Consider the following 24,845-nt stretch of genomic DNA (forward strand, 5'->3'; position numbering starts at 1 on the left):
GTTGTTTGATAGATTTGCCTGTTTCAATCTCTATCGAGGGGCCTTTCCTCATCTCTAATGTGCCTTTGCACAGCACACCACCACCGTACGTACGGTTCCGTATACGGCGGTTCAATCCCTTAAGTATCTGAGCTCATACAGCTGGGTTATATTTTTCAATCCCCACTTTGTGAGCTTTTCATTTGTTATCGCTCGATGGATAATCTCGTTTCTCGATAGTCGCCAATACCCTTTTCTTGAATAGGCTATTTTCATCGCATCATCATGGTTAATTCCATATTGACGTAGTTTCGCATATTTCGTTTTTGGTTTCTTCCATCTCTTCAAGATGAGTTGACGCAATCGATGGTTTAACCAACCTTGTATTTCTTTTATGAAGGCTTTCATATGGGCAATTCCATAGTAATTAATCCATCCAACCGTTGTTTGATTGATTCTTTTCACAATCTCTTCAAACGTTCCTACTATTTTTCGATTCGTTAATTTTCTTAATTTATCTTTGAATCGTTGTTTAGCGGATTTACTCGGTCGGCATCCAACTTTCCCATTAAGTTTTGTATGTTAAAACCTAGGAATGTAGCGCTTGTTGCACCGCATACTTTACTTTTCTTTTCATTAATCGTTAGACCTAAATCTTCTCCGATATATTTCTTCACACTTGCCATAACACGTTCTCCTCGAGTACGCAAGGAATCCCTAAATATCTCTTCGTGCCATCCGATTTTGGAATAGCTACCCTTTTCACCGGTTGCGGTTGGTAAGTGCCATCTCTTAGTTTGATTTTAAGTGGCTCAAAATGTTTTCGCAGGTGAGATTTTAGTTCGTGAACTGTTATTCCATCTACGCCCGGAGCCCCTCCATTTTCTTTTACCTTTTTATAAGCTCTCCATAAATTGCCGTTGGTAACGATTGTGCGCATGCCGGGCACACATATAAAAAAACGCCCACCATCGTGAGCGTTTTTCCGATCATTTATTCATTTGTACCCTTTTCTACCTCATATTGGGTAATCCAATCACTATAGCTACCAACATATAATTGAATATTTTCGTAGCCTTCATCGGCTAGGACAGCATATAAAGGCGATGCTGTCACGCCACTGCCACAATAGACCACAACATGTTCATCAGATGAAACCTTATTTCGTAGGGCATCATTAGCCTGTAATTGACCTTCTGATTTCAATTGCTCCCAGTCAAAATTTTTGGCAGTTGGTATATGTCCAGCTACTTTATCTAATGGCTCCACCTCTCCACGATAACGAGCTGCAGCACGAGCATCAAGTAAAGTTGCCTTTACTTCTCCATCAACAATCGCTTTTACCACTTCACGTGGAGCGTAGTGATCCTCCTGCCATTCAAACTCAATAGTAGTTGGTGGGTATTTAATGATATCCTTGGTGAAGGCTATCTTATTCTCGAGTACTGGTGCACCGCCATTGGCAATGACTACATTTGGAAAACCAGCATATGTTAGCATCCACCATGCTCTTGTTGCAAATGGTGCAGCACCTTGATCATAAACAACAATCTGATCATCATAGCTTAAACCTAATCCTTGAAAAACTGCTGATAGCTTTTCTTTGTTTGGCATTGGATGGCGACCATTATCTGACTCCATATCCGATAAATCCTGCTCTAGGTGAATATAAATAGCTCCTGGCGCATGCCCCTCATCGAATGCTTTTTTCCCTGCTTCATTGTCCTGTAAATCAAAGCGGGCATCAACAAAACGAACACTGTCAAATTGAATTTCCTCTACTGATTTGAATACTTTTCCCATACGAATCACCTCATGCGTATTGTAATTGCGCGTAAATCGTTTTCCAAGAAGCTAAACGACTTTCTTCTTGAAGTACAAGTCTTTCTGTAGCAATTTGCTCAAGTGCCTGATGGTAAATATGCAGACGTAATCTTTCCGCTTCCTCAGCAATGTAGGAAATGGCCCATGTCATTAATGATACCTTCTGTGCATCCAAATAATTTTGAGCATCTGGCTTTGTTAAGGCCTCTAATGCCTCACTTAATTTTACCTTTTCATTTTTCTCAAAGAATGCTTTAGCATTACGGAAGTGCGTTTTTACGCTTGAATATTTTGCATTATCGGTAAATGGCCCCTCAAAATCAAGTAAATCTGGCTCAGCAGCTTCAAAGGCTAAAAACGAGAAGCTCCGGTTTAGTTCTTTTAACTCACGTACTTCATCTTTAAAGCGTAATTGCATCTTCTTACTGATAAATTGTGATAATCGGAAATTCGTGACACGCATTTCTTGTGTAAAATCAAATCGTAGGCTTTGTAATACTTCCTTCAAAGCATGCTCCAATGCTTGCTGTGCTGGCATTGCTGCAAATGTTGATGGGTTATAGCCTTCCTTAAAGAACTCTGGATATCGATAGTATACGCGCTGTAGAACATAGTATAATAATTCATCTAGCTCTTGCTTCGTTTCACTTTCTGCCATACTTGTATTAAGGGTATTGAACTTGGATTTGATATGCTGTTCAAGTGTTGTTAACTCCTCTAAACGTTCATCCTTACGCTTTAAGTTTTCCTCTGTTTGAGAAATTAAATCACCCAAACGTTGCTCAGTTTTATCAACTTCCTCTGCAAGTGCCTGCACCGCTAATGCACTTAATTCATCATTTAAAAATGTATAGAAAGCTTCCTCGAATGGTGGCATACCTGATGTTAAATCAGCACTTTCGACTTTTTCCTTTAATGCCAACAAACTAGATACACCATAAAGTCGAGGGAAGCGTATGCCAAAGCGTTGTAATTCTGAACGCACATAGCCCTTTACATCTTCCTGTTCTTCCTCTGTTGTTGCCAAATCAATAGCATTGACAATAAAGAACATCTTATCTAGCTCGAATGCATCCTTCACACGGCCAAGCTGAATTAAAAATTCACGGTCTGCTTTTGCAAAGGCATGATTATAATAAGTAATAAACAGGATTGCATCCGCATTACGGATATACTCAAATGCAACACCTGTATGTCGTGCGTTAATAGAGTCAGCTCCTGGCGTATCAACTAATGTTACACCCATGCGTGTCAGTGGACTATCATAATAGAAGTCAATATTGTCAACAAAGCAAGATTTGTTTTCTTGCGCAACAAATTTTTCAAACTCTTCTCGGTCAACACGTAAAACTTTGCCAAGCTCAGTTTTAAACGTTGGGAAGCCTTCTTTATATGCACGAATAAATGATTTATGGACATTTAAACGCTCATCAGAAAGCTGTACAGCAAGTCCTTCATCCGCACGGTTAAAGGCTTCTTCTAATGAGGAAACAGAAAGCCCAATCGCTGCATAGGAGCCTTTTATATCCTCTAGCATTTGATCTGCATTTTTTAACAGTACATCGGCTGTTTCATGTGGATGGTCTGGTGTTACAGGACGTATTTTATTGATGGCTGCTGTTGTAGGGTTTGGTGAAACTGGTAAAACCTTTGCACCCATAAGGGCATTGGAGAAAGAGGATTTTCCAGCACTAAATGCACCAAACAATGCGATTGTAAAATCTTTCTTTTGCAAACGCTCTACCTTATTTTCTATATAACTCGCTACTTCCGCAAAGCCTTGAACCTCTTTAACGGCGTTCGCTGTATGCATAGCCCGTTTAATAACACCTTCAATAGGAAGGCTGGTTGCACTCACAGCCTGTTGCACCTCTTCTTGTTGAACAGCTTGCTCTTTTGGCTTCAGCATTGCTTCATCAAATAATCGAATTTCTGCTAAATCCTGCTTAAATGCGTTGTCCCAGTTTGTCAATTGTTGATTTGCTTGCTTACGAATTTCATTGCTCGCCTGATGCATAACACTTGCACTATATTGCTGGTAGCCTTCAATTTCAAGCACAGCCTGAATAGCATCTACCTTTGTCTGCATTCCTGCCATTTTTAATTTAGATGGAGCAGCTGTTTCTGTCGCTACTGTTTCTAATAATTTTGCTTGTGCATCCTTCCAATGATCCGTTTCTTGAATAAAGTAGCGCTTTGTAGCCTCCGCTACACGATTAGCAAAGTTTAATACAGCATCTCCTGTTAACAAAGCACCTACCTGCACCTGTTGTTCGATCAGTGAAAATGGCAGATCAAATACATACGTATCAATTGCTGAAGCACGCTCTTCATTTAGTGCTCCAACATCCTTTAAAACCTTTTTCATTAAGCCCTTTAAATGACCTGTGATTTGCGCATGTGCAACATTTTGATAGGCACTATAGGCTTCTTCTTTACGACGGTTTCGTTCTTCTTCCGTTTTTTTCTTAGCCGTAAATAAGCCACCTACTTTAAAACCTTCCTGCTGGCTCTCTAAATACAGGCGTAATTTATCTCGTAAATCGGCAGGCATAATGGCTGCATTCGCAAGCAGCTCCTTACGCTGCTCTTCAAATGTCTCGTTCCATGCCTCTACAGAAAACAACTCCACTTGACGATTTAGCTTATTGTATTGTTCTAAAATGTCCTTATGGTTCGCCCAGTCATCCGCACTTAATACGTCTTCATCAATATCTAAACGATCCTGTCTTTCTTCCATTAAAAAAGTGTCATGCTCACTTTGCAATAAACGCAGTGTATTTGTTGCAGTTTGTACAAGCTGGTCCTGCCAATCATTCATGCTATCCATAACAATTTTCTTCACAGCTTCAAAATCATTATATGGGTGCTCTGGCTCTCTTAAAGAAGTGAAAAACACACCTTTAGGTACTACTCCCCAAGCGGCAAATGATTGATGAACAGTCGCTTTAAATTCCTCAAAGCTTAATTCATTCTCCTTATGCTTATCAATCATATTAACGATCAAATAAACATTTGGGTTGTACTTCATCAACTGCTTTGTAAATTGGAAATTTAATTCAGATTGCACGTGATTGTAGTCCATTGTATAAAATACGATATCAGCAATATGAAGAGCTGACTCTGTGGACATTCGGTGTGCATCATCTGTGGAGTCTACCCCCGGTGTATCCATCACTGTGACACCAAATGGTAATGTCGATGCACTGTGCCCAATTTCAATTTGCGACACAAGATCCCCATTTTTACTAAGTTCTTTAACAGTTTTAAAATCATAGCCTGCCTCAAACTTTACAGGCTTTTCATTATGCATATAGACAATCGCATAATCTTCCTCTGACTTATGGACCTTTACTATGTTAGCACTCGTTGGAATTGGACTAGATGCAAGTAAATTTTCACCAGAAAGTGCATTAATCATACTCGACTTTCCTGCAGAAAAGTGGCCTGCAAATCCAATAACATACTCTTTTTGCTGTAATTTTCGCGCAAAAAGTGATGTTTTATCCATACGCTCGGTATCATCATTATGCTGATATATTATGTATTGTAACGCTGCTTGCTTTAACAGCCCCTCCAATTGCTGATCAAAATCATTCATAAAACCAGTATCCCCTTTATCATTAATCAATTTCGCCTTGGCGCTTTCGCTACGGATAAACAATGCTGTCTAAATTTGAATCGTAAATCATGCCCTTCCAAGTTCACGACATCCGCCAGAGGCTTTATCTTCATTCAATGTTGTTCGGAATGAAGATAAATTATTCATAATTAGTATTCTACCTTATTCGACAAGCAAAGTATAACACTAATTTACTTTAAAAAGCATATATATCAAGGTCTCAGACGTAATATTCGTCAACACAGGCATGTTTAACCAACGATATAAAGCTTATTTCTAAAAAAACTATTAAATTAGGATGCTTAACTAAACCATTTAGAATTTATTTCATATTTTAAAGGTAATGAAATGATTACAAGCATGCTTCCATTTTTACTGTAGGCACTAAACAGAATAGTAGATGCAGGGGCATCAATAATTAAATGGAGTGATTAGAATATGAATAAAGGTAATTATCGGAAAAACAAACAAATATGTGAATGCGGCTGTGAAGATCGATTTGTATGGCCCCGGATAAAAGCTAGTACTGCGTCTTTCATTACTCCTCCAGTCATTATTCCTAGTGGAACGATTATTCCAATTGTGAATAGATATTTTTATATTGTTACAGCTGATATTAATTTGACAAATGGAGCTGCTTTAAACGCTGATCTGTTTTGGGAGGATAATGGAGACCAAGTAGCCGCATTTACAATTATTCATCCAAATGGGTACGTCAACCTTTATATTAATGGTGTAATGCAAGAGGGCGGGATTTATACCGTAACTCCAGCCTCCTTAAACCTAAAAGCTGAAAGTTCAACCATCTATAGAGGAACACCTATCATCATCGAATCGCTCGGTTTTATAAACCAAACGAACTAATCATTTGAAAGGAGGTGAACGACGTGGCGCTTTCCATTATTAATATCAATGTAAATGTATCAGGTACTTCCACAAGGTTTTTTAATATTTTAGCTACTCCTTTAGCAATTGTAGATGGAACAACTATTGCTTCTACTTCCTTTTTAAATGATAACGGTAGTCCGGCAACTACTTTTCCAATTGTAACGAATGGATATTATAATTTATATATTAATGGTGTACTTCAGGAAGGTGATTCTTATACAGTTTCTGCAACAGAATTAACGTTTAATACTGTTACAGGCACTATTTCTGCTGGTACTCCAATTATTATCGAAGCTGTTGAATTAGTAACAACTATTTAATGCCCTTAACTAAAAATGGATGCTCTAAAAATATAGGTTTTTAGGGCATCCAGCTTTTCTATTTATTTGATATGATATTTTAACTTATAGATTTTTTTTGCATAGTCTAGTGCATGTGGACCATCACCATGTATACATAAAGTTTGTGCAGAAATGTTGATTTTCTTTCGCTGTACTGACATCACTTCATTCGACATCAAAATTCCTTTGACATGTTCAAGCATTTCAGCCTCTGTTTGAATTAATGCATTCTCTTCTCGTCTACTCACTAATGTACCATCAACATTGTAATTACGATCAGAAAAAACTTCCTCATAAACCTGTAATCCCTTTTCCTTTGCAACTTCTACCATCTTACTACCGGATAAGCAATATAAAATAAAAGCTGGATTTATATCATATACAGCATTGACGATTGCGGTCGCCTTTTCGATATTATTAGCACTTTGATTATAAAGCGCTCCATGTGGCTTCACATGATGAAGTAAACCCTTTTCAACTGAAACAAATGCTTGCAAAGCTCCAACTTGATAAACAACCATATTGTAGATTTCCTCGGCACTAAAATCCATATCTCGTCGACCAAAGCCCTCGAGATCAGGGTATCCTGGATGTGCACCAATTCGAACATTTTTACGGATAGCGTTTCTTACCGTCTGATGCATGATTGTATGATTGCCAGCATGGTAGCCACATGCGATATTAATGGACGTAACATAGTCTAAAATTGCTAGATCTTTTAAAGCATCATTACTTTCTCCCATATCACAATTAATATCTATGGACATACATCTTCCTCCATTAGTACAAATTTTATCGTATTAAACATGCGCATTTGGGCAACTTTATGTAAATCCTCCTCATGGATTGTAGCAATGATCGGATAACCACCTACAGTTTGAGCATCTGCCATTAAGATAATCGGCTCACCATTTTGCGGCACTTGAATTGTTCCAAACTGTGTGGCTTCTGAAAAGATATCTTTTATTTTTTCAAGCTGAAGTATAGTACCTTTTAAATAATAGCCCATTCGATTTCCACCCGAAAACTGAAAAGAAATCTGCAAGAATTGCTGTTGACTCTCTTCCGTAAATAGCTCAAAATGAGGGCCTTTAAAAATTCTTACAGTAATGTCGGATTCAAATACCGGTCGAAATGGTGCATATAGTCCTCTTGTAAAATGTAAAATTCCTGCGTTCTTTCCATACAATATACTACCTTCAATAATAGCATCACCTACAAGTGGAAAACATGAATTACTGCCTAGTATTGGCTCTGATTGAAATCCCCCTTTAGGTGTAAGATAAACAACAGATCCGTGACTCACACTTTTTATGGACAAGACATCTCCCCTGCTTAATTGAAAGGTTTTCCACATTTCGATTAGGACACCATTTACTAAACACCTGCATTTAGCTCCAGTCAAGACATAGATACCGTCATCAATAGCTTCAAATTCAAAACCGCCAATAAACATTTCAAATGAGGTTTGGTCTTTCTCATTATTTAAGATATATTGCGCTGCTTGAAAGGACACTTTATCCATAGGTCCAGATAGAGGAATGCCATACGCACGATAGCCATATCTCCCTTGGTCTTGCAGGCTACCATGTACACCTTGCTTTTTTACTATAAGAAGTGGCTTCAATTGCTACACTCCTTTACCTTTTATTTCATAAAACTCCTGTTTAGATATTTCATAAAATTGTACTTGATCTCCAAGAGAAAAAATAAAAATTTCTTTCCCATGTACATTAAATAAATTGAGAGGCGTCTTCCCAATAATATTCCATCCACCAGGTGAATCAAGTGGATAAATCCCTGTCTGTAAACCTCCTATACCAACAGAACTCGCAGATACAGAGCTACGTGGCTTTCTTAAACGTGGCACAAACAATTCTTTGTCTAAATCCCCTAAATAAGGAAAGCCAGGTAAAAATCCAATCAAATATACACTATATGACTTAGACATGTGTATTTTTTTTATGTCCTCAAACGATAAACATGTGTAATCCATTACACGATCCATATCCAAAGCAAATTCCTCATCATAGCAAATTGGAATTTGCAACTGACGACTTGTTACTTCATCATCTTTAGTAGTAACTTGCATGAAAAGCCATTGCTCTTGTAAAAAATCAATATCTATCTTTTGCTTAACATAGGCTGTAACCGTATGATAGCTAGCGACACTTTCAATAAGGTTACGTTGTAGATGGTTTTTCAAAAATCGGTTGAATTGTTGGACTGCTTGAAAATTTTCTTGTGATATTTCCTCTTTAAACGCAAAACGAATTGTGTGTTGGCTAATCCACATAGTGTGAGGAAAATCAATTTTTCGCTGCACGAATTGTCTCCTCAATACAGAGCTTAATGCATGTTGTTAAATCCTGAATATTCCAACCCGGTATTTTTCCATGCTGGATTGCCAAATCAAAAGAGGCAGGAATATGGATGAATCCGGCTTTAACTTTTTCATTCTGCTTTGCATAAACTAGCCCTTCATACATAATATTATTGCATAGATAGGTACCGGCCGTATTTGAGATTTCTGCTGGGAAGCCCTCTTTTTGTAAACGATTCACCATATTGCGGATAGGTAAATTTGTAAGGTAGGCATCAGCGTCATTTTCATCAATACTTTCATCAACTGGTGTATATCCGTTATTATCTGGCTCACCATCTTTTACATTAATGGCAATTCGTTCAGGTGTAATTTTATAACGTCCGCCAGCTAATCCTAAAGAAATGATAATTTGTGGCTTTACTGCATCAATATACTGTTTCAATTGATTAGCAGATTGCTGAAAATCTACCGACAATATGCGTCCAACTATTTCGTAGCCATCCATCTCCTTGCCACTTAATGCTTCTACGATTTGCATGGTTGGATTAATTTTATAATCAAGAAATGGTTCAAATCCTGTTAATAGTATTTTTGTCATGTTATTCACCTAAATTTCTATAGGACGTTGCTTTATCGCCCATCCATTTTTATTTTGTTTATTCACTGGCGCAGATAATGTGGCTTGAATAATAGCTTGATTGAAAAGCTTATGAGCCTGAATACATGAATTTAATTCCTCATCATATACAATTTCATCTGCCACTTCAGAAATTATATCTAGTGCCACCCATTGAGGGTAACGCAAAATACTAACAGATGAATATGTTGGTGTTACTTCCATGCTTCTGTAAAAATTTATATTAGCCATTTCTTCAATCGGATATTTTTGTGGTTCCCATTTAGTACCGTATTTAAAATATCGATCGCGCCAATAGGCATTATCCTGCGCAAAGGTTGTTCCTTCAAAAATAGCATTCACTTTTTCAGCTACATGCTCTAGATTTTTAGCCTGAATCTCCTTAGTCTCACTATCTGCATAACGACCAATTCCATATATCATTGCGCTTGGTAACGTGTAAGAAACAGGAAATATTGGAGGGCAAGCATATCCTGCAAAAGGTTGTACCCATTCTCGAGCAGGAATTCCATGATCGTCAATAACAACATCTGGCGCCCATTTTTTTAAAACAATTGGTAAAATATTAGCCTCACCAAATACACTTTTTTGAAATTTCACATGAGCAAATTCTAACCCTACTGCATTATATCTTGCAGCATGATGCTTCCATTTTGGATGCTCTTGTGTCAACATTTTCATTATCTCATAGCCATCTGGGTTTGCTAGAGGAATGATGATAAAATTAATTTTCTTTAATAGCTCTGGCTGTTGACGTATAACATCCTCCATTAGCTCTAATATAGCAGGAGTACTGGATACTTCATTTGGATGATGTCCTGCTTCAAAGATAATAGTATGCTTTTCATTCGATTTCTTTAATCCAGAAAAATATTTACTTGTAATTTGTTCTGTAACTTCAAAAAAAGGAATTAAATTTCCTTTATAGGATAAATCGGCATAATTTATCTTAACTTCAGGAAAACTTTTGTATCTACTCGATAATTGATAAGCGTCTTTTATTTTAAATTTTAATTGCTGCTTCACTGTGACAGCTTTATGCTTAGTTCCTAAATAAATATCTGCACTATCTAATTGACCATTTTCATCAAAGACTATTCGCTTAGTTACGCAGTCTGTGGATTCCTCTTCATGCCATTGATATACCCTTATACAACTAAAAATAGGTTTATAAATATCTTTCTGCATATGAATATAGGGAATAACGCCCCCAGGTGCCTTAAATGGTCGATTAACTATTTGGTTACCTAATGTAGCAAAGTAATCTAGGGTATTAAAATATACATCTTCATACAATGCCTCGAACGATGAGTTTGCTTCCTGTCTAACAGGTAGCTCCTCTTCAATTCCCGAAGAAGTAAAGTCAATTTCAATTCTGTCAAATAACGGAAATAGTTGTCCCTGGCTGACATTACTTTTATCAATTGATAATTTCCTCTTCATACGTGATAAATAGTCATTGATATAATATTTATAAAAACGTTCTCGATCAGACAACACAGTTTTTTCTTGAATAATATCCTCATCTTTAAATAGTCGATAGCCTGCTGTCGTTGGATATGTTTTTTTGTTGTTATCGACATAATCTAATTCGCTAATAAGTGGATTTAGTACAGCTACTAATAAATCATCTACATAAACGCTATAAACATGCTGTTGTGTAAATGAAATTTCAAATTGCACATTTTCTTTTGGTACCCCATACTGTAATTCGATTAATTCATCAATTGGATACAGTTCCATAATCCATCGATTCCGCTGTTCTAATCCTTTTATCTTAACGCCATCCTTGCAAATAATTTTCACCTGTGTAAAGGTACTTTGAATAGAGGGAAGAACTTCCTCCAAAATCCAATATAATCCAGTTTTAAATGCAGAGCGCACTTTAACAGACTTTAAATCTGGAAATTTTTTAGACAAATCTAAACTATATCGATCTCGGTTGTCCTTTGATGCAGTCATATAAATTTCTGCATCTACTATTAGTTGTGTTTCATCTTGAAGTGCACTAATTATATACGAAGCTTCTGATTGGTCTTGCCATGACTCTTCATATAAAAGTTGCGCTTCATTGACTTGTTTTTCATTGAATTCCCAAATACCAAGTAAACCACCTTCAGAAAAATGTTTTTCTTTCGCAATCGAATGAAGAACGGTTGGTAGACTTTCTTTCGTTCCCAAAATATGAATTGTATTTCGATCAACAAGCTCCATCATATTTTCCGTTCCTTGCTTGATGGCAATCGATAAATGACGTTCATCCTGAGTCGCTACAGGAAATGAAGCTGAGGTAGAATATAAACCTAATCGTAGTCCAATATAACAAATTTCTTTTAACATGGCATGGCTCTTAATGTCTTGCTGTACATTAATTTGTACACTTAAATGCTGTAAGGGATGTGCCTCATCCTTTTCACCTGTACCATAGGCTGACCAAAGATGACTTAAGCTTTCATAATAGGTAAATGATGTTGTTTCATGACTTTCCATGATTCCTTCAAGGGCTAAATCACTTAGCAAGACTGATAATGTATCCTCTGTTTCATAATACACAATGAAAGTAGAATTCTTTCTCATCATGTATGTTGTATGATGCGGATAAAATATCATTGAATATTTCTGTTTGGCAGATTCAAATAAATCAAAATCAATTTCATTGGATTCTAAGCCTAATCGTACACAAAAATCAATTAACCCTAATGGTGCAAGATGTGTAGGTAAATCTATATATAAAGATGGTTTTTTTAATGGTTGATCCTTATTAAATAAACTAGAATATATAGTTGTATTCACATTATCACCTAAACTTTCATATTTGGATCTAAGCGGTCTCGTAGCCAATCTCCTAATAAGTTAAAGCCTAATACTGTTAACATAATCGCAATACCTGGGAATACAGAAATCCACCATGCAGTTGTCATATAATTTCGACTATCTGCTAACATCCCTCCCCAGGAAGGCACAGTTGGTTCAACACCTAAACCTAAAAATGTTAAAGATGCCTCTAACAAAATGAACTCTGCAATACACATTGTCGCTAATACTAAAATAGAGGACGCAACATTTGGTAAAATATGCTTAAGGATTATTTTAAAATGAGTCCCTCCAATAGCTTTGGCAGCTTGAATATATTCGTGCTCTTTTAATGCTAAAATTTCTCCACGGATTAATCTTGCAAAGCTAACCCAATAGGTAAGCCCTAGAATAATGATAATTTTCTCAATGCCTGTACCAAAAACACTCATAATCACGATAGCTAAAAGGATAAAAGGTAATCCTAATTGAACTTCAGCTAATCGCATAATTAAATCATCCATCCACTTGCCGAAATAACCTGATATAATTCCTAAAAATGTGCCAAGAACCATGGAGATAGCAACCCCACAAATACCAACTAAAAGTGAAATGCGTGCACCATAAATAATTCTACTTAACAAATCTCGACCTACTTGATCTCCTCCAAGTAAATATTGAGATTTCCCTGTGTCGTCTAACCACTTGGGCATATCTAGGCGATGCCCTAAGCTTGCTGCCCCTGGATCATACGGAGCAATATACGGTGCAAAAATGGCACATAGCACAGAAGCTAATACTAAAATCAATCCAATTATTCCTGTGGGATTTTTTTTAATAAAGTTCAAAACCATTATTATTTTGCTCTTCTTTTTTGTAGTCACTGCCACTGTATCGATTGCCTGTGTCATTTAATTAGTCACCTCTTCCCGTTCTAATTTTTGGGTTAATTAACGAATAACATAAATCAACAATCAGATTGACCAAGATCATTAATAGCGCTAAAACAATAACTCCACCTTGTACGACCGGGTAGTCCCGCTGATTAATGGAGTCAACAATTAATCGGCCAATACCTGGCCATGAAAATACTTGCTCTACAATAACGGCGCCTCCTAACAAACCTCCAAACTGCAAACCAACAAATGTCACTGTAGGTAATAAAGCATTTCTAAATGCATGTCTTACGATTACAAGCCATTCTCTTATTCCCTTAGCTCTTGCAGTTGTCACATATTGCATTTTAAGTACCTCAAGCATTGATGTACGAATTAAACGTACTAAAATTCCAGATAAAATTAGACCTAATGCAATAGATGGCAAAATTAAAGAACTAAATCCATTAAATCCTGATACTGGAAGCCACTTTAACTTTACAGCAAAAATTAAAATCAGCATAAACGCTAACCAGAAGTTTGGGAATGAAATGCCTAGTAATGAGAAAATACGACCAAAAACATCAACGGGCTTCCCTTTATAGACAGCCGATAGAATGCCTATTGGAACAGCAATTAACAATGCTACAGCCATACCACCTAAAGCAAGTACAATCGTTGGCCAAGCTCGTTCTAACAGTAAATCTAGAACTGGACTATTCGAGCGATAAGACGTACCAAAATCAAGCATGATTAGGTCTTTCATAAAAATAAAATATTGCTCCCAAATTGGTTTATCCAAGCCTAATTTAGCCGTTAGCTCATCAATCGCCTGCTGTGATGGTTCACCTGCACCAAACATAATACTTACGGGGTCTCCTGTTAAACGAATAGCGAAAAATATAATTAATGAAACAGCAATTATCACCAATACTGTATGCGATAAACGTCTCAAAATATAGGAAAGCATAATTCCATCCTCCTAACTTAAAATGAATGAGATAGTATGCAAGCATACTATCTCATAGTTACTACTTACTCGACAGTGACGCCTTCAAATCTAAAACGACCATCATGCGGAGGTTGGAAATTTTTCACTCTCTTATTTACTCCGTAAATTTCAACGTCTGAATATAAATTCACTTCTGTTGCATCTTCATGTAACACTTCTGTTAACTCTTTAAAGATTTTTAAACGTTCTGTTCCATCATTAGTTGCACGTTCCGCAGCTAATAATTTCTCAACCTTGTCATTTTTATAGGATGGGTTCCAGAACTCTCCCTCGTGATACATTAAATAAGCTGTATTATCGAAATCTAAAGTCCAGCCTCCCCAGCCATTCTTATACATATGCCCAGCTTCACCTTTTGGTATTAATTCAGATTGGAAAGTTGTATTTTCCACACTATTAATAGATACTTTCAAACCGACTTCTTCTAAATAGAAGGCTACTGCTTGAGCAATCTCTTTAAATATTCCATCTGTACCTGGGATATAGAACTCTAAAGTTGTTCCCTCAGCAACATTTGCTTCAGTAAGAAGTTTTTTTGCCTTTTCAGGATCATATGGATATGGTTGTAATTCTTTGTTATAACCAAAAGAAAGTTCACTTTGGAATGAGCTAATTAAGTTACCATAACCACTTAAAATTTCTTTCACAATCGTTTCCTTATCAATGGCATAGTTGATTGCTTGACGTACACGAACATCGTCTACAGGTGCTTTTGCTGTATCGAAGCGAATAGAGTATGCAGTAGGCGTTGATACATCCATTAAAGTAACAAAGTCTGTGCCTTCTGCTGTCGCAGCTTGAGAAACTTCTAAGCGTGTCATAATATCAATATTTCCTGTTTGTAATTCTGCTAAGGCTGTTGCTGTTTCTGGGATAACTTTAAATGTTACTTTATCAAGTTTAATTTCGTCTTTATTCCAGTAATCCTCATAACGCTCAACAACCACTTGTTTATCACGTTGATAATCTGTCATTTTGAATGGACCTGTACCTACTGGATTCTTATCAAAGTTCTCTGCCCCATTCTCTTCAATATATTTCGGTGGAACAATTACGGCACCATAACCTGATAATTTCGTTAATAATACTGGGTCTATTGTGTTAAGGTACATTGTCACTTCATATTCACCATTAACTTCAACACGGTCAATCGATGTGTAGTTTGAATATTGTGGTCCTTTTTGACCCTCTTCACCTAGTAAACGATCAAATGTAAATTTAACAGCTTCTGCATTAAAAGGTTCTCCATTATGGAAAGTAACACCTTGACGTAATTTAAATACGATTGTTTTATCATCTACATATTCCCAAGATTCCGCTAACCCTGGTTGAATTTCTAAATCAAGTGAACGGCTTACTAAACCTTCAAATACTGATGTTGCAACTGTACTCCAAGCAATTAAGTATGTATCGATTGGATCCCAGTTTTGTGGATCACCTGGAACACGTATGACTAATTCATTGCCACGTGCAGTTGCTGAATTTTCTCCAGAAGCCTTTCCACTTTTTTTATTCTCTCCTTCTGATGATGTGCCGCCACTACATGCCGATAATAATAGCATCATACATACAAGTAGTAATGTTATCCATTTGTGTTTTTTCATTCTGTACATCCCCTTTGTTGTATTGTTATTTTATACGCCATAAGGATATGGCATTGAATAACCTAATTCAGTTGAGATTGAAGCCGCTGTACTCCATAGTCCTTCTAAAAATATATCTATTTTCTCTTTAGGTAATAGTGAGTCTATGCCTGCGATACTGATGGAATATTCTACTTCTCGATTACTATTAAAAATTGGTACTGCTATTGATACTGTGCCTTCTTCTAATTCTGAAACACTGTAGGCATACCCATTATTTTTCCCGAATTCAATATATTCATAGATATCCTTGTCTGTAACAGGCGTGCCACTGGCATACTTTTTACGCGGTTTCTGCAACACATGTTTAATTTTTTCCTCTGATTGGAAAGATAAAATAATACGTGAACAAGCACCTGCATAGAGTGGTGCTCTTCTTCCCACACGTGTATACAATAGAACGGGTTTTAAGCTTTCAATTTTTTCAATGTAAAGACCATCAGTTTCATCTATCATTATTAGTTGAATTGCCAAATCGAATTTTTGCTGTAGCATTTTCATATATGGTATAGCGAGTGATCGAATTTCAATAGAATTGGAGGCAATGGCTCCTAATTCTATTAATTTATTTCCCAGTAAATAATGATCACTCAATACTAATTGACTACCACTTTGAACATAAGGTCGTTTTAATACACCTAAGTCTGTAAACGTCTTTAGAAATCTATGTAAAGTAGGCTTAGGAATATCTGTTTCATTGGCCAGTTCATCTAAACGCCATGAAGGTTTTTCTTCTGTAAATAACGTCAAAATATTAATCCCTTTTTCCAATGTTTTACTCATAATGATCGCTCCATTTTCTCTTCATAAAGCAAACAGGAAACGTCATGCTTTTCACTAACACTTTTTAAAGTCGGAGGCGTCACTTTACATATCTCCATACAATTTGGGCACCTTGTATGGAAGGTACAACCAGCAGGTGGATTTGCAGGATTTGGAACATCTCCTTTAAGCACGATACGTTCTTTTGCTTTTGAAGGGTGAGATTTTGGTAATGCCGATAGTAATGCTTTGGTATAGGGATGTTTAGGATTATTAAATAATTCATGCTTATCCGCTACTTCCACTATTTTTCCTAAATACATCACACCAATGCGGTCACAAAAATGATGGACTACACTCAAATCATGTGTAATGAAAATATATGTAAGATTCATTTCCTTTTTCAAATCTTTCATAATGTTTAATACCTGAGATTGAATAGACACATCAAGAGCAGAAACAGGCTCATCTGCTACAATAAGTTTAGGGTTTGTCACAAGTGCCCTCGCAATCCCAATACGTTGTCTCTGACCACCTGAAAACTCATGAGGGTAACGCTCTAGTTGTTTTGGTGTCAATCCCACTTGTGTAGCCACTTCATAAACACGCTGTTTTCTTTCTTCTTTTGTACCAATTTTAAAATTAACCAAAGGCTCCTCAATGATTTTAAAAACTTTCATTCGAGGATTAAGTGAAGCAAACGGGTCTTGGAAAATTATTTGCATATCACGGCGCTTTTGGCGCACCTTTTTGGGACTAAGGGTTGCAATATTTTCTCCATTCAGCAAGATCTCACCCTCTGTTGGTGTTAATAGCTGAATTAGTGTTTTTCCCATAGTAGACTTCCCACAACCTGATTCACCAACTATCCCAAGAACCTCACCTTCATTTACAGAGAATGAAACATCATCTACAGCTTTTAAATAATCCGCCCGTGATCCTTTTAATGGGAAATATTTCTTTAAGTGCTTTACTTCTAACAATGGACTGGTCATTTACATTCCCCCTTCTAATTCAATATGCTCACTCTCATATAACCAGCATCGTACTTTTGTGCCACTATTAGTTTTAAATAAAGTTGGTTTATTTCTGCATTTATCCGTTGCAAACTCACATCGATCGAAAAATCTACACCCTGAGGGCATATCCGCTGGTGCTGGAACAACCCCATCGATTGATGGTAGATATTCTTGTTCTACCTCAATATCTGGTAATGAGTTTAAGAGTCCCTTCGTGTATGGATGGTGTGGATGATTAAACAAATTCAGAACTGTTGCCTCTTCAACTACTTCTCCAGCATACATAACAATCACTCGTTCACAAACCTCAGCTACAACCCCAAGATCATGGGTAATTAAAATAATAGACATTTGGAGATTCTCTTGAAGATCTTTCATCAACTCCAGAATTTGTGCCTGAATAGTCACATCCAATGCAGTAGTAGGCTCATCAGCAATTAATATTTCTGGTCCACAAGCTAATGCCATGGCAATCATAACTCGCTGACGCATTCCTCCTGACAATTGATGAGGATATTCATTAACTACTCTTTCTGGACGAGGAATTCCAACAAGTCGAAGCATGTCAACGGCACGTTCATGTGCTTCTTTTTTAGCAATATTTTCATGACTGAGAATCATTTCAACTATTTGTGAACCAACTTTATAAACTGGGTTCAATGAACTCATCGGTTCCTGAAAAATCATCGAAATTTTTTTCCCACGAATTTTTCGCCAATCTTTTTTTGATTTTTTGTTAATTTGCGCTTGATCTATGTATATATCCCCATTTTGCCAATCGACACCAGGAGGTAACAATCCCATCAGTGAAAGTGATGTCATACTTTTACCGCATCCTGATTCACCAACAATTCCCAAAGTCTTACCTTTTTCAAGTTGTAATGATATACCGTTGACAATAGCAATTTCTTTTTTATCTTGTTTAAAACCAATTTTTAAATCTTTTACTTCCAAAATATTCACGCCCATTTTCGACCCCCGTTCCAAAATATGAAAAGCGATTTCATTTTTTAAAATGTTACAGAAAAATTTTCACAATTTCAATAGATTTCAGAAAAAAATAAATATTTATTTAAATTAAATTATTCTACAAAAATAAAATAATCATCTCGTTTTTGTAACTTTTTCGTAAAATTAAATGCCAATTATTAAGGTGAAACTTAAAAAGGGTGAATTATTTTTAGGGGCAGTTCATCTTCTACCTAACTCCTTATTCTCCCTGAACGTTGAAGCAATCGTATTTTAATTGGTCTTCGCTTTTGTATCAGATTCTTTATTAACTGTTTAAAAGGAATAAAAAATTCTCTCAATGTACAACAAAATATTTTATTAATAAATAAATTTTTGCATAAAAAAAGAGTATGACTCAACAAACTACATTGAGGTCATACCCTACTCTTTTTAAAAATGAGCTAAACATATAGAGTTTTTACTATTTCAAATGTGCAGTCGCCTGTTTCATGACGTATTTTCCTACTCCAATATAGATTACCACTGCAGCTCCAATAAATACGAAAGTCATTGCTGACCGCTCCTTTAAATAAAATTTTTGAATTAAAAACATCATTTTGAAAAGAAAAAAGTACTAATTGATTGAATTTGAAAATCATTCTCATTAATATAATATAAATTTCCCTTTAATTCGTCAAGACATACTTTCATCTTACCCTTTTAACATGGTAAGATGTAGAAAAGTCGGAAAAAGGATGCGGTAATGATGAGTAATTCGAAGTACTTTCAAACTATTTTAAACGGGACAATTTATGCTTTAAAATCGATTCTACCAATGGATATTGAAGTGAAAACGCCAAGTATTATTTCGGAACCTTTTCAACAGCAGCAAATGGGTGTATTAATTGGCTTAATTGGAGATATAAAGGGCCGTGTCATCATTGATTCCTCTCCTGAAATATTTAGTGGCATCGGTAATACGATGTTCGGAATGCCGCTTGAGGGAGAAATGTTAGAATCCTTCACAGGGGAATTTGGCAATATGATTGCAGGTAACCTATGTACAGCTGTAGGACAAGAAAGCTTAGAAATTGATATCACGCCTCCAACCGTAATGGTTGGGAACACAAAATTGTACGGATTTGAAAAAGCGTTTGTACTCCCTGTTGCAATTCCTAGCATTGGTGGACTAACAGTTCTATTAACAATTGAGGAAGAAGCGTAGAATTCGAGAATCTTCAACTGCTCCAAATGATATATCCTATGCAACTGTTTCGAGCATTTATGAATACGTTCTACGATTTGCATTAGTGGTCTCTAAGGCTCACAAGAAACTCTAATTAGTAAAATTTCTTGAAAAATAAGTAATTTTGATAAAAATAACGCCAAATTCTATACGCCTGAAGCTATCTCAATGACTTTTGAGATAGCTTCTTTTTTATCCAAGCATATATTTCACACTTTTTTCACACAATCCTCCCCATTGTGTGATTTTTTTCACATCTAAAAAAGATTTATTTTTATATTATGGCAATAAGAAAGATCACTATAAAAAGCGGAGGAGGAACAGAAATGGCAAATAAAAAGAAATCCGACGAGAATTTGAAAGGTTCACTCTACGCAGTATTTGGAGTAGGCATCATTATTATCTTGCTTTGGGTGTACTGCTTCGATTTGTTCATCGGACGTTTTTAATCTACTAAGAAAGGACAGAGACATATGCACATACATAAGTATGAGAAGTATTGGCTTGTGTTCGGAGTTGCTACTTTAGTAGCATTCCTTATTATTCTCGGCATCGGTGCATTCCATCAAGGCTCACATCCGAACAATGGTAAGAAAACACTAGATTATGAGAAGGTAAAGGAATTTGCTCCTTTTGATAATCCAGGCGTTCATAAAGTGGAAGGTAAAGATTGGGATTATGAGGTTGTTGTTTTAGCTTCTGCATTTTATTACAATCCTCCGGTTATTGAAGTTCCACTTGGAGCAAAAGTTAAGTTTATTGCAACAAGTGAAGATGTCATGCACGGCTTTGAGGTTGCAGGTACAAATATTAACATGATGCTTGAGCCTGGTTACATTTCTGAATATGTAACTGTAGTAAATGAAGTAGGCGAGTTTTTAATTGTATGTAATGAGTATTGTGGTACTGGACATACGATGATGCACTCTATGCTAAAGGTGGTGGATCCAAATGAGTCTAAATAATAATTTGACAAAAGTGGATCGTCGTGATGCGAAACTAGCAATGGCACATATTTACGTGGCATTTATCGCATTGTTATTAGGTGGTCTTGCGGGATTATTACAGGTTTTCGTACGCTCTGGTCAATTTACATTGCCAGCGGGCATAGGCTATTATCAAATTTTAACTGTACATGGTGTATTACTTGGTCTTATTTTAACAACATTCTTTATCTATGGTTTCCAGATTGCTAGTGTTAGTCGTACATCAGGGACATTTTCAGCTAGTCAGCGACGATTAGGCTGGATTGGATTCTGGTTAATGACGATTGGCACAGCCGCTGCAGCTGCAATGGTTTTATTGAACAAAGCAACTGTTTTATATACATTTTATGCGCCATTGAAAGCTCATTGGATTTTCTATTTTGGTCTGACATTAGTCGTGGTTGGTTCTTGGGTTGGCGGCGCAGGTCAAATTTTACGATACGCACAATGGCGGAAAGAAAACAAAGGAAGCGGACAACGCAGCCCATTATTATCATTTATGGTTGTTGTAAATAATTTAATGTGGTTCGTAGCAACATTAGGTGTTGCAGCTTCTGTACTATTCCAGCTACTTCCATGGTCTTTAGGTTTTATCGAACGTGTGGATGTAGCATTATCACGTACATTATTCTGGTATTTCGGTCATGCCCTTGTATACTTCTGGTTATTACCAGCTTATATGATTTGGTATGTCATCCTTCCAAAAGTTATTGGTGGGAATATTTTCTCAGATTCATTAGCACGACTTTCATTTATGTTATTTTTAATCTTCTCTGTACCAGTTGGGATCCATCACCAATTAACAGAGCCAGGTATTGATGGAACGTGGAAATTTATTCAAGTTGTTTTAACATTTGCGGTAATCGTACCATCCTTAATGACAGCCTTCTCTATGTTTGCCATGTTTGAATTACGTGGTCGTGAATTAGGTGGTAAAGGGCTTTTCGGTTGGTTTAAAAAATTACCATGGAAGGACGCTCGCTTCTTTGTACCATTTATCGGTATGGTGTCATTTATTCCTGGGGGCGCAGGTGGTATAGTAAATGCCTCCTACCAAATGAACCAGCTAATTCATAATACAATTTGGGTGACTGGACATTTCCATTTAACGATTGCAACAGCCGTTGTTTTAACTTATTTTAGTGCTGCCTTTTGGTTAATACCGCATTTAACAGGTCGCACACTCACTAAATCATTAAATAACCTCAGTAATTTTGCAGGAATTTTATGGGCTGTTGGTATGACAATTATGTCTGGAGCAATGCATATTGCAGGTTTAATTGGGGCACCTCGTCGCTCAGATTACTCAGAATATGGAGGTGCTCAGCAAGCCTATGATTGGATTCCTTATCAAATTGCGCAGGCTGTGGGCGGAACTATTCTCTTTATCGCAATCTTGGTGATTATTTATATCGTAGTTAAATTAGCTTGGTTTGCACCTAAAGGAGAGGAAGAATTTCCTGTTGGTGATGTACATGAACAAAGTGGTCCAACACCAGCTATTTTAGAAAACTTTAAAGTATGGCTTGTTATTTTAGTCGCATTAATTTTATTTGCTTACACAGTTCCAATTATCGATATTATTTCGAATTCACCACCAGGCTCAAAAGGCTATCAGCTGTGGTAAGAAAAAAGCGATTTCTCGAATACAGAGAAATCGCTTTTCATGTTGTTGAAATACTATTATGACAATGACATCAAGGTGACAAATTAAAAAGTATAGCCCTTTTTCAAAACGAGGGGTTGATCTCCGTTCCGACTGAGTGCTTTCCTGGGGGCGTCCAATGAGCCGCTTCACTCGCGTTGCTCGCTCCAGGGTCTCATCTGTGACGCTGAATCCCCGAGGAGTCACTCAGTCTACACTCCAATCAACCGTTGGTCATAGTATTTTCTATTGGCATTTCACATTTTTCAATGCGAAAGCAGAGCGGTAGCAATAAGTGGCTTTATGTAAAGCAACAAAATGATTCTATACATAAAATGTAGGGTAACAACTATAGAATTGTGCCATTATATCCATTTAATGATGGTGAGTAACATACTTTTACTTTACTTTTGAGGGAAAAAAATATTTAAAGTTCTACACTATTGTTGATTGGAGTGCAAGGCTACTCGACTCCCGTGGGATAGCGAGACAGACGAGACCCTGCACGGAGCGTCAGCGCAGGAAGCGGCTCGTCGCTCGCCCACTGGAAAGCGAGTAGCCTGGAACGGAAATCACCTTCATTTGACTTAGTAGTGTCCACAAAGAGTCCCTTGACCATTTAGTTTTTCAACACTATGAAAAGCGATTTCTCGAATACAGAGAAATCGCTTTTTCTTTAAAGCTTATATAATTTTGTGTACTTGTCTTGTAGATAGTTTGCTAAATAGTCGGCATTTAAGGCCTCTCCTGTTGCCTCTTGCAGTAATTCAAACGGCTTTTTCAATGCACCATATTGATGAACCTTGTCTGTTAGCCATTCTCGAATTGGGAGGAGCTCCCCCTTTTCCAGCAGCTCATCAAAGTTTGGAATATCTTTATCCATGGCATGCTTCCATTGTGCGGCATAGATCATTCCTAAAGCATAGGAAGGGAAATAACCAAACATACCACCAGACCAATGCATATCTTGTAAAACCCCTTGTGCATCTGTCTCAGGTCGGATACCTAAATACTCCTCGTACTTATCATTCCATACTTGCGGTAAATCTTTTGCCTGCAAATTGCCATTAAATAAATCTCGTTCGATTTCATAACGAATCATAATATGTAATGGATATGTCAGTTCATCCGCTTCAATGCGAATAAAGGACGGCTCCACCATATTAATGGCACGCAGGAAATCTGCTAATGCTACATTCCCAAACTGTGCTGGTGAAAAGTGTTGCAGTCGCTCATAGTTATGCTCCCAAAACTTTTCATTTCTACCGACAAAGTTTTCATAAAATAACGATTGGGATTCATGGATTCCCATTGATGTACCTGTTGCTAGTGGTAAACCATCCAGCTTTTCATCGATATTTTGCTCATACATCGCATGACCACACTCATGAATTGTTCCAAAAATCGCTGAGCGAAAATCGTTTTCATCATATTTTGTAGTAATTCGATTATCACCGTGATTCAAGCCAATCATAAATGGATGTACACTTTCATCTAAACGCCCTGCATCAAAATCATAGCCAAGCTGTGCCAGCATTTCTAGTGATAGTGCGCGCTGTGACTCACGAGGGAAATGCTTAAATAATACGCTTGTATTTGGTTTATTGGGTGAAGCTGCAATTTTTTGTACAAGTGACACAATTGTTTTACGTAATTCACCAAAGACATTATCTAGCACATCTGTCGTCATATCAGGCTCATATAAATCTAGAAGAGTATTATATGGAGAGCCGTTTTTTATACCCCAATAGTCAATAAATTTCTTCTGACAGCTTATGATTTTTTCTAAATAAGGTAGAAATAATGCGAAATTATCGGCTGCCTTCGCTTCCTCCCAAGCTGTCTCTGCTTTAGATTGTAGAATAACGTATTCTTTATATTCATTTGGTGGTATTTTCTTATTTTGATCGTAATTTTTACGCACTTCCTCTACTAAACGAAGGGTTACGTAATCAAGATCAGCCTTTTTTGACTCTAGTGTATCCAATAAGTTTCCTAATTCCTCACTAGTTTGCATATCAAATAAGGAGGCTGATAATGTTCCAATTACCTCTGAGCGTTGTGCTAATCCTTTTTTTGGCGCACCTGTACGCATATCCCAATAAATCACATTCAGTGCTTCCTCATAATGCTTCATTTTTTTCACATAGTCTGTAAATTGTTGTACAGTCATGCTATCATCCTCCTTTTTTACGCTATTAGTTTATCATATTTTCGAAAATTTTGTATATTGTGGACTTTGTGGAAGTATAAGAAAATAGTAAATTAAAACTTACCTACCATTATTAAAGGCCCT

Annotated in this window: 22 protein-coding genes and 1 pseudogene; 7 read left to right on the forward strand and 16 right to left on the reverse strand. The window is 36.8% G+C overall.

From position 1 onward, the window contains the following. Positions 1–111: 111 nt before the first annotated feature. The 4 genes from ACQKIM_RS14600 to ACQKIM_RS14615 all read right to left on the reverse strand — a co-directional run bounded on the left by ACQKIM_RS14600 (position 112) and on the right by ACQKIM_RS14615 (position 5,404). Positions 112–468, reverse strand: a complete 357-nt coding sequence (locus ACQKIM_RS14600) for a group II intron maturase-specific domain-containing protein (RefSeq protein WP_427545220.1) — start codon at positions 466–468, stop codon at positions 112–114. 20 nt (positions 469–488) lie between these two features. Next, positions 489–665 (reverse strand): hypothetical protein, encoded by a 177-nt coding sequence (locus ACQKIM_RS14605; RefSeq protein ID WP_427545121.1) that lies wholly within the window; start codon positions 663–665, stop codon positions 489–491. Positions 666–972: 307 nt separating this feature from the next. Further along, the gene (locus ACQKIM_RS14610) at positions 973–1,782 is read right to left on the reverse strand and encodes a sulfurtransferase (protein ID WP_427545123.1); all 810 of its coding nucleotides are present in this window, start codon (positions 1,780–1,782) and stop codon (positions 973–975) included. 10 nt (positions 1,783–1,792) lie between these two features. Next, a complete protein-coding gene (locus ACQKIM_RS14615; RefSeq protein ID WP_427545125.1) occupies positions 1,793–5,404 on the reverse strand; it encodes a dynamin family protein in 3,612 nt (1,203 codons plus the stop codon). 459 nt (positions 5,405–5,863) lie between these two features. On the opposite strand from ACQKIM_RS14615, the gene ACQKIM_RS14620 reads away from it, so the two are divergent. Then, the gene (locus tag ACQKIM_RS14620; protein ID WP_427545127.1) at positions 5,864–6,289 is read left to right on the forward strand and encodes a DUF4183 domain-containing protein; all 426 of its coding nucleotides are present in this window, start codon (positions 5,864–5,866) and stop codon (positions 6,287–6,289) included. A 23-nt stretch (positions 6,290–6,312) separates the two neighbouring features. Further along, positions 6,313–6,633 (forward strand): DUF4183 domain-containing protein, encoded by a 321-nt coding sequence (locus ACQKIM_RS14625; protein WP_427545129.1) that lies wholly within the window; start codon positions 6,313–6,315, stop codon positions 6,631–6,633. A 62-nt stretch (positions 6,634–6,695) separates the two neighbouring features. Here the strand turns inward: ACQKIM_RS14625 and ACQKIM_RS14630 are convergent, their stop codons facing one another. From ACQKIM_RS14630 to ACQKIM_RS14680, 11 genes and pseudogenes are all read right to left on the reverse strand, one after another. Further along, positions 6,696–7,421: a 5-oxoprolinase subunit PxpA gene (locus ACQKIM_RS14630; protein ID WP_427545131.1), complete on the reverse strand. Its 726-nt coding sequence runs from the start codon at positions 7,419–7,421 to the stop codon at positions 6,696–6,698. After that, positions 7,412–8,281: a biotin-dependent carboxyltransferase family protein gene (locus ACQKIM_RS14635; protein WP_427545133.1), complete on the reverse strand. Its 870-nt coding sequence runs from the start codon at positions 8,279–8,281 to the stop codon at positions 7,412–7,414. The genes ACQKIM_RS14630 and ACQKIM_RS14635 overlap by 10 nt, the downstream gene beginning before the upstream one ends. Before the next feature lie 3 nt (positions 8,282–8,284). Beyond that, a complete protein-coding gene (gene pxpB / locus ACQKIM_RS14640) occupies positions 8,285–8,980 on the reverse strand; it encodes a 5-oxoprolinase subunit PxpB (protein WP_427545135.1) in 696 nt (231 codons plus the stop codon). Continuing rightward, on the reverse strand, positions 8,964–9,578 hold the full coding sequence (locus ACQKIM_RS14645; protein WP_427545137.1) for a pyroglutamyl-peptidase I: 615 nt from the start codon (positions 9,576–9,578) through the stop codon (positions 8,964–8,966). The genes pxpB and ACQKIM_RS14645 overlap by 17 nt, the downstream gene beginning before the upstream one ends. Before the next feature lie 9 nt (positions 9,579–9,587). Beyond that, entirely contained in the window at positions 9,588–12,410 is a 2,823-nt protein-coding gene (locus ACQKIM_RS14650) for a M14 family metallopeptidase (protein ID WP_427545139.1), read from the reverse strand. 8 nt (positions 12,411–12,418) lie between these two features. Beyond that, positions 12,419–13,321 (reverse strand): ABC transporter permease, encoded by a 903-nt coding sequence (locus tag ACQKIM_RS14655; RefSeq protein ID WP_427545141.1) that lies wholly within the window; start codon positions 13,319–13,321, stop codon positions 12,419–12,421. Between the two features lie 4 nt (positions 13,322–13,325). Further along, a complete protein-coding gene (gene nikB, locus ACQKIM_RS14660; protein WP_427545143.1) occupies positions 13,326–14,255 on the reverse strand; it encodes a nickel ABC transporter permease in 930 nt (309 codons plus the stop codon). A gap of 65 nt (positions 14,256–14,320) precedes the next feature. Then, positions 14,321–15,901, reverse strand: a complete 1,581-nt coding sequence (locus tag ACQKIM_RS14665) for an ABC transporter substrate-binding protein (protein WP_427545145.1) — start codon at positions 15,899–15,901, stop codon at positions 14,321–14,323. Positions 15,902–15,931: 30 nt separating this feature from the next. Beyond that, positions 15,932–16,723 carry an IclR family transcriptional regulator gene (locus ACQKIM_RS14670; RefSeq protein ID WP_427545147.1) on the reverse strand — a complete coding sequence of 264 codons (792 nt, stop codon included), beginning with the start codon at positions 16,721–16,723 and terminating at the stop codon, positions 15,932–15,934. Next, positions 16,720–17,697 carry an ABC transporter ATP-binding protein gene (locus ACQKIM_RS14675; protein ID WP_427545149.1) on the reverse strand — a complete coding sequence of 326 codons (978 nt, stop codon included), beginning with the start codon at positions 17,695–17,697 and terminating at the stop codon, positions 16,720–16,722. The genes ACQKIM_RS14670 and ACQKIM_RS14675 overlap by 4 nt, the downstream gene beginning before the upstream one ends. Further along, positions 17,675–18,690: pseudogene (locus ACQKIM_RS14680) on the reverse strand (ABC transporter ATP-binding protein); the annotation flags it as partial. The pseudogene ACQKIM_RS14680 and the gene ACQKIM_RS14675, both read right to left, overlap by 23 nt. A gap of 748 nt (positions 18,691–19,438) precedes the next feature. On the opposite strand from ACQKIM_RS14680, the gene ACQKIM_RS14685 reads away from it, so the two are divergent. From ACQKIM_RS14685 to ACQKIM_RS14705, 5 genes are all read left to right on the forward strand, one after another. After that, positions 19,439–19,897 carry a chemotaxis protein CheX gene (locus ACQKIM_RS14685; protein WP_427545151.1) on the forward strand — a complete coding sequence of 153 codons (459 nt, stop codon included), beginning with the start codon at positions 19,439–19,441 and terminating at the stop codon, positions 19,895–19,897. A 347-nt stretch (positions 19,898–20,244) separates the two neighbouring features. Further along, positions 20,245–20,367 (forward strand): hypothetical protein, encoded by a 123-nt coding sequence (locus ACQKIM_RS14690; RefSeq protein WP_009370491.1) that lies wholly within the window; start codon positions 20,245–20,247, stop codon positions 20,365–20,367. Positions 20,368–20,391: 24 nt separating this feature from the next. Next, positions 20,392–20,883, forward strand: coding sequence for a cytochrome B5 (locus tag ACQKIM_RS14695; protein ID WP_427545152.1), 492 nt, complete (start codon positions 20,392–20,394; stop codon positions 20,881–20,883). Beyond that, positions 20,870–22,531 carry a b(o/a)3-type cytochrome-c oxidase subunit 1 gene (locus ACQKIM_RS14700; protein WP_427545154.1) on the forward strand — a complete coding sequence of 554 codons (1,662 nt, stop codon included), beginning with the start codon at positions 20,870–20,872 and terminating at the stop codon, positions 22,529–22,531. The genes ACQKIM_RS14695 and ACQKIM_RS14700 overlap by 14 nt, the downstream gene beginning before the upstream one ends. A gap of 157 nt (positions 22,532–22,688) precedes the next feature. Beyond that, positions 22,689–22,838, forward strand: a complete 150-nt coding sequence (locus ACQKIM_RS14705) for a hypothetical protein (protein WP_427545156.1) — start codon at positions 22,689–22,691, stop codon at positions 22,836–22,838. A 387-nt stretch (positions 22,839–23,225) separates the two neighbouring features. Here the strand turns inward: ACQKIM_RS14705 and ACQKIM_RS14710 are convergent, their stop codons facing one another. Next, a complete protein-coding gene (locus ACQKIM_RS14710; RefSeq protein ID WP_427545157.1) occupies positions 23,226–24,722 on the reverse strand; it encodes a carboxypeptidase M32 in 1,497 nt (498 codons plus the stop codon). Positions 24,723–24,845 lie beyond the last annotated feature (123 nt).

The sequence above is a fragment of the Lysinibacillus sp. NPDC047702 genome (assembly GCF_050272555.1).
Classification (GTDB): domain Bacteria; phylum Bacillota; class Bacilli; order Bacillales_A; family Planococcaceae; genus Lysinibacillus.

Bases quoted from the DNA above. Each gene is read 5' to 3' on its own strand.
- ACQKIM_RS14645 (WP_427545137.1), bottom strand. From the start codon at position 9,578: ATGACAAAAATACTATTAACAGGATTTGAACCATTTCTTGATTATAAA.
- ACQKIM_RS14700 (WP_427545154.1), top strand. From the start codon at position 20,870: ATGAGTCTAAATAATAATTTGACAAAAGTGGATCGTCGTGATGCGAAA.
- ACQKIM_RS14620 (WP_427545127.1), top strand. From the start codon at position 5,864: ATGAATAAAGGTAATTATCGGAAAAACAAACAAATATGTGAATGCGGC.
- ACQKIM_RS14695 (WP_427545152.1), top strand. From the start codon at position 20,392: ATGCACATACATAAGTATGAGAAGTATTGGCTTGTGTTCGGAGTTGCT.
- ACQKIM_RS14655 (WP_427545141.1), bottom strand. From the start codon at position 13,321: ATGACACAGGCAATCGATACAGTGGCAGTGACTACAAAAAAGAAGAGC.
- ACQKIM_RS14675 (WP_427545149.1), bottom strand. From the start codon at position 17,697: ATGACCAGTCCATTGTTAGAAGTAAAGCACTTAAAGAAATATTTCCCA.
- ACQKIM_RS14610 (WP_427545123.1), bottom strand. From the start codon at position 1,782: ATGGGAAAAGTATTCAAATCAGTAGAGGAAATTCAATTTGACAGTGTT.
- nikB (WP_427545143.1), bottom strand. From the start codon at position 14,255: ATGCTTTCCTATATTTTGAGACGTTTATCGCATACAGTATTGGTGATA.
- ACQKIM_RS14705 (WP_427545156.1), top strand. From the start codon at position 22,689: ATGAGCCGCTTCACTCGCGTTGCTCGCTCCAGGGTCTCATCTGTGACG.
- ACQKIM_RS14665 (WP_427545145.1), bottom strand. From the start codon at position 15,901: ATGAAAAAACACAAATGGATAACATTACTACTTGTATGTATGATGCTA.
- ACQKIM_RS14630 (WP_427545131.1), bottom strand. From the start codon at position 7,421: ATGTCCATAGATATTAATTGTGATATGGGAGAAAGTAATGATGCTTTA.
- ACQKIM_RS14685 (WP_427545151.1), top strand. From the start codon at position 19,439: ATGAGTAATTCGAAGTACTTTCAAACTATTTTAAACGGGACAATTTAT.
- ACQKIM_RS14605 (WP_427545121.1), bottom strand. From the start codon at position 665: ATGGCAAGTGTGAAGAAATATATCGGAGAAGATTTAGGTCTAACGATT.
- ACQKIM_RS14670 (WP_427545147.1), bottom strand. From the start codon at position 16,723: ATGAGTAAAACATTGGAAAAAGGGATTAATATTTTGACGTTATTTACA.
- ACQKIM_RS14710 (WP_427545157.1), bottom strand. From the start codon at position 24,722: ATGACTGTACAACAATTTACAGACTATGTGAAAAAAATGAAGCATTAT.
- ACQKIM_RS14615 (WP_427545125.1), bottom strand. From the start codon at position 5,404: ATGAATGATTTTGATCAGCAATTGGAGGGGCTGTTAAAGCAAGCAGCG.
- ACQKIM_RS14690 (WP_009370491.1), top strand. From the start codon at position 20,245: ATGGCAAATAAAAAGAAATCCGACGAGAATTTGAAAGGTTCACTCTAC.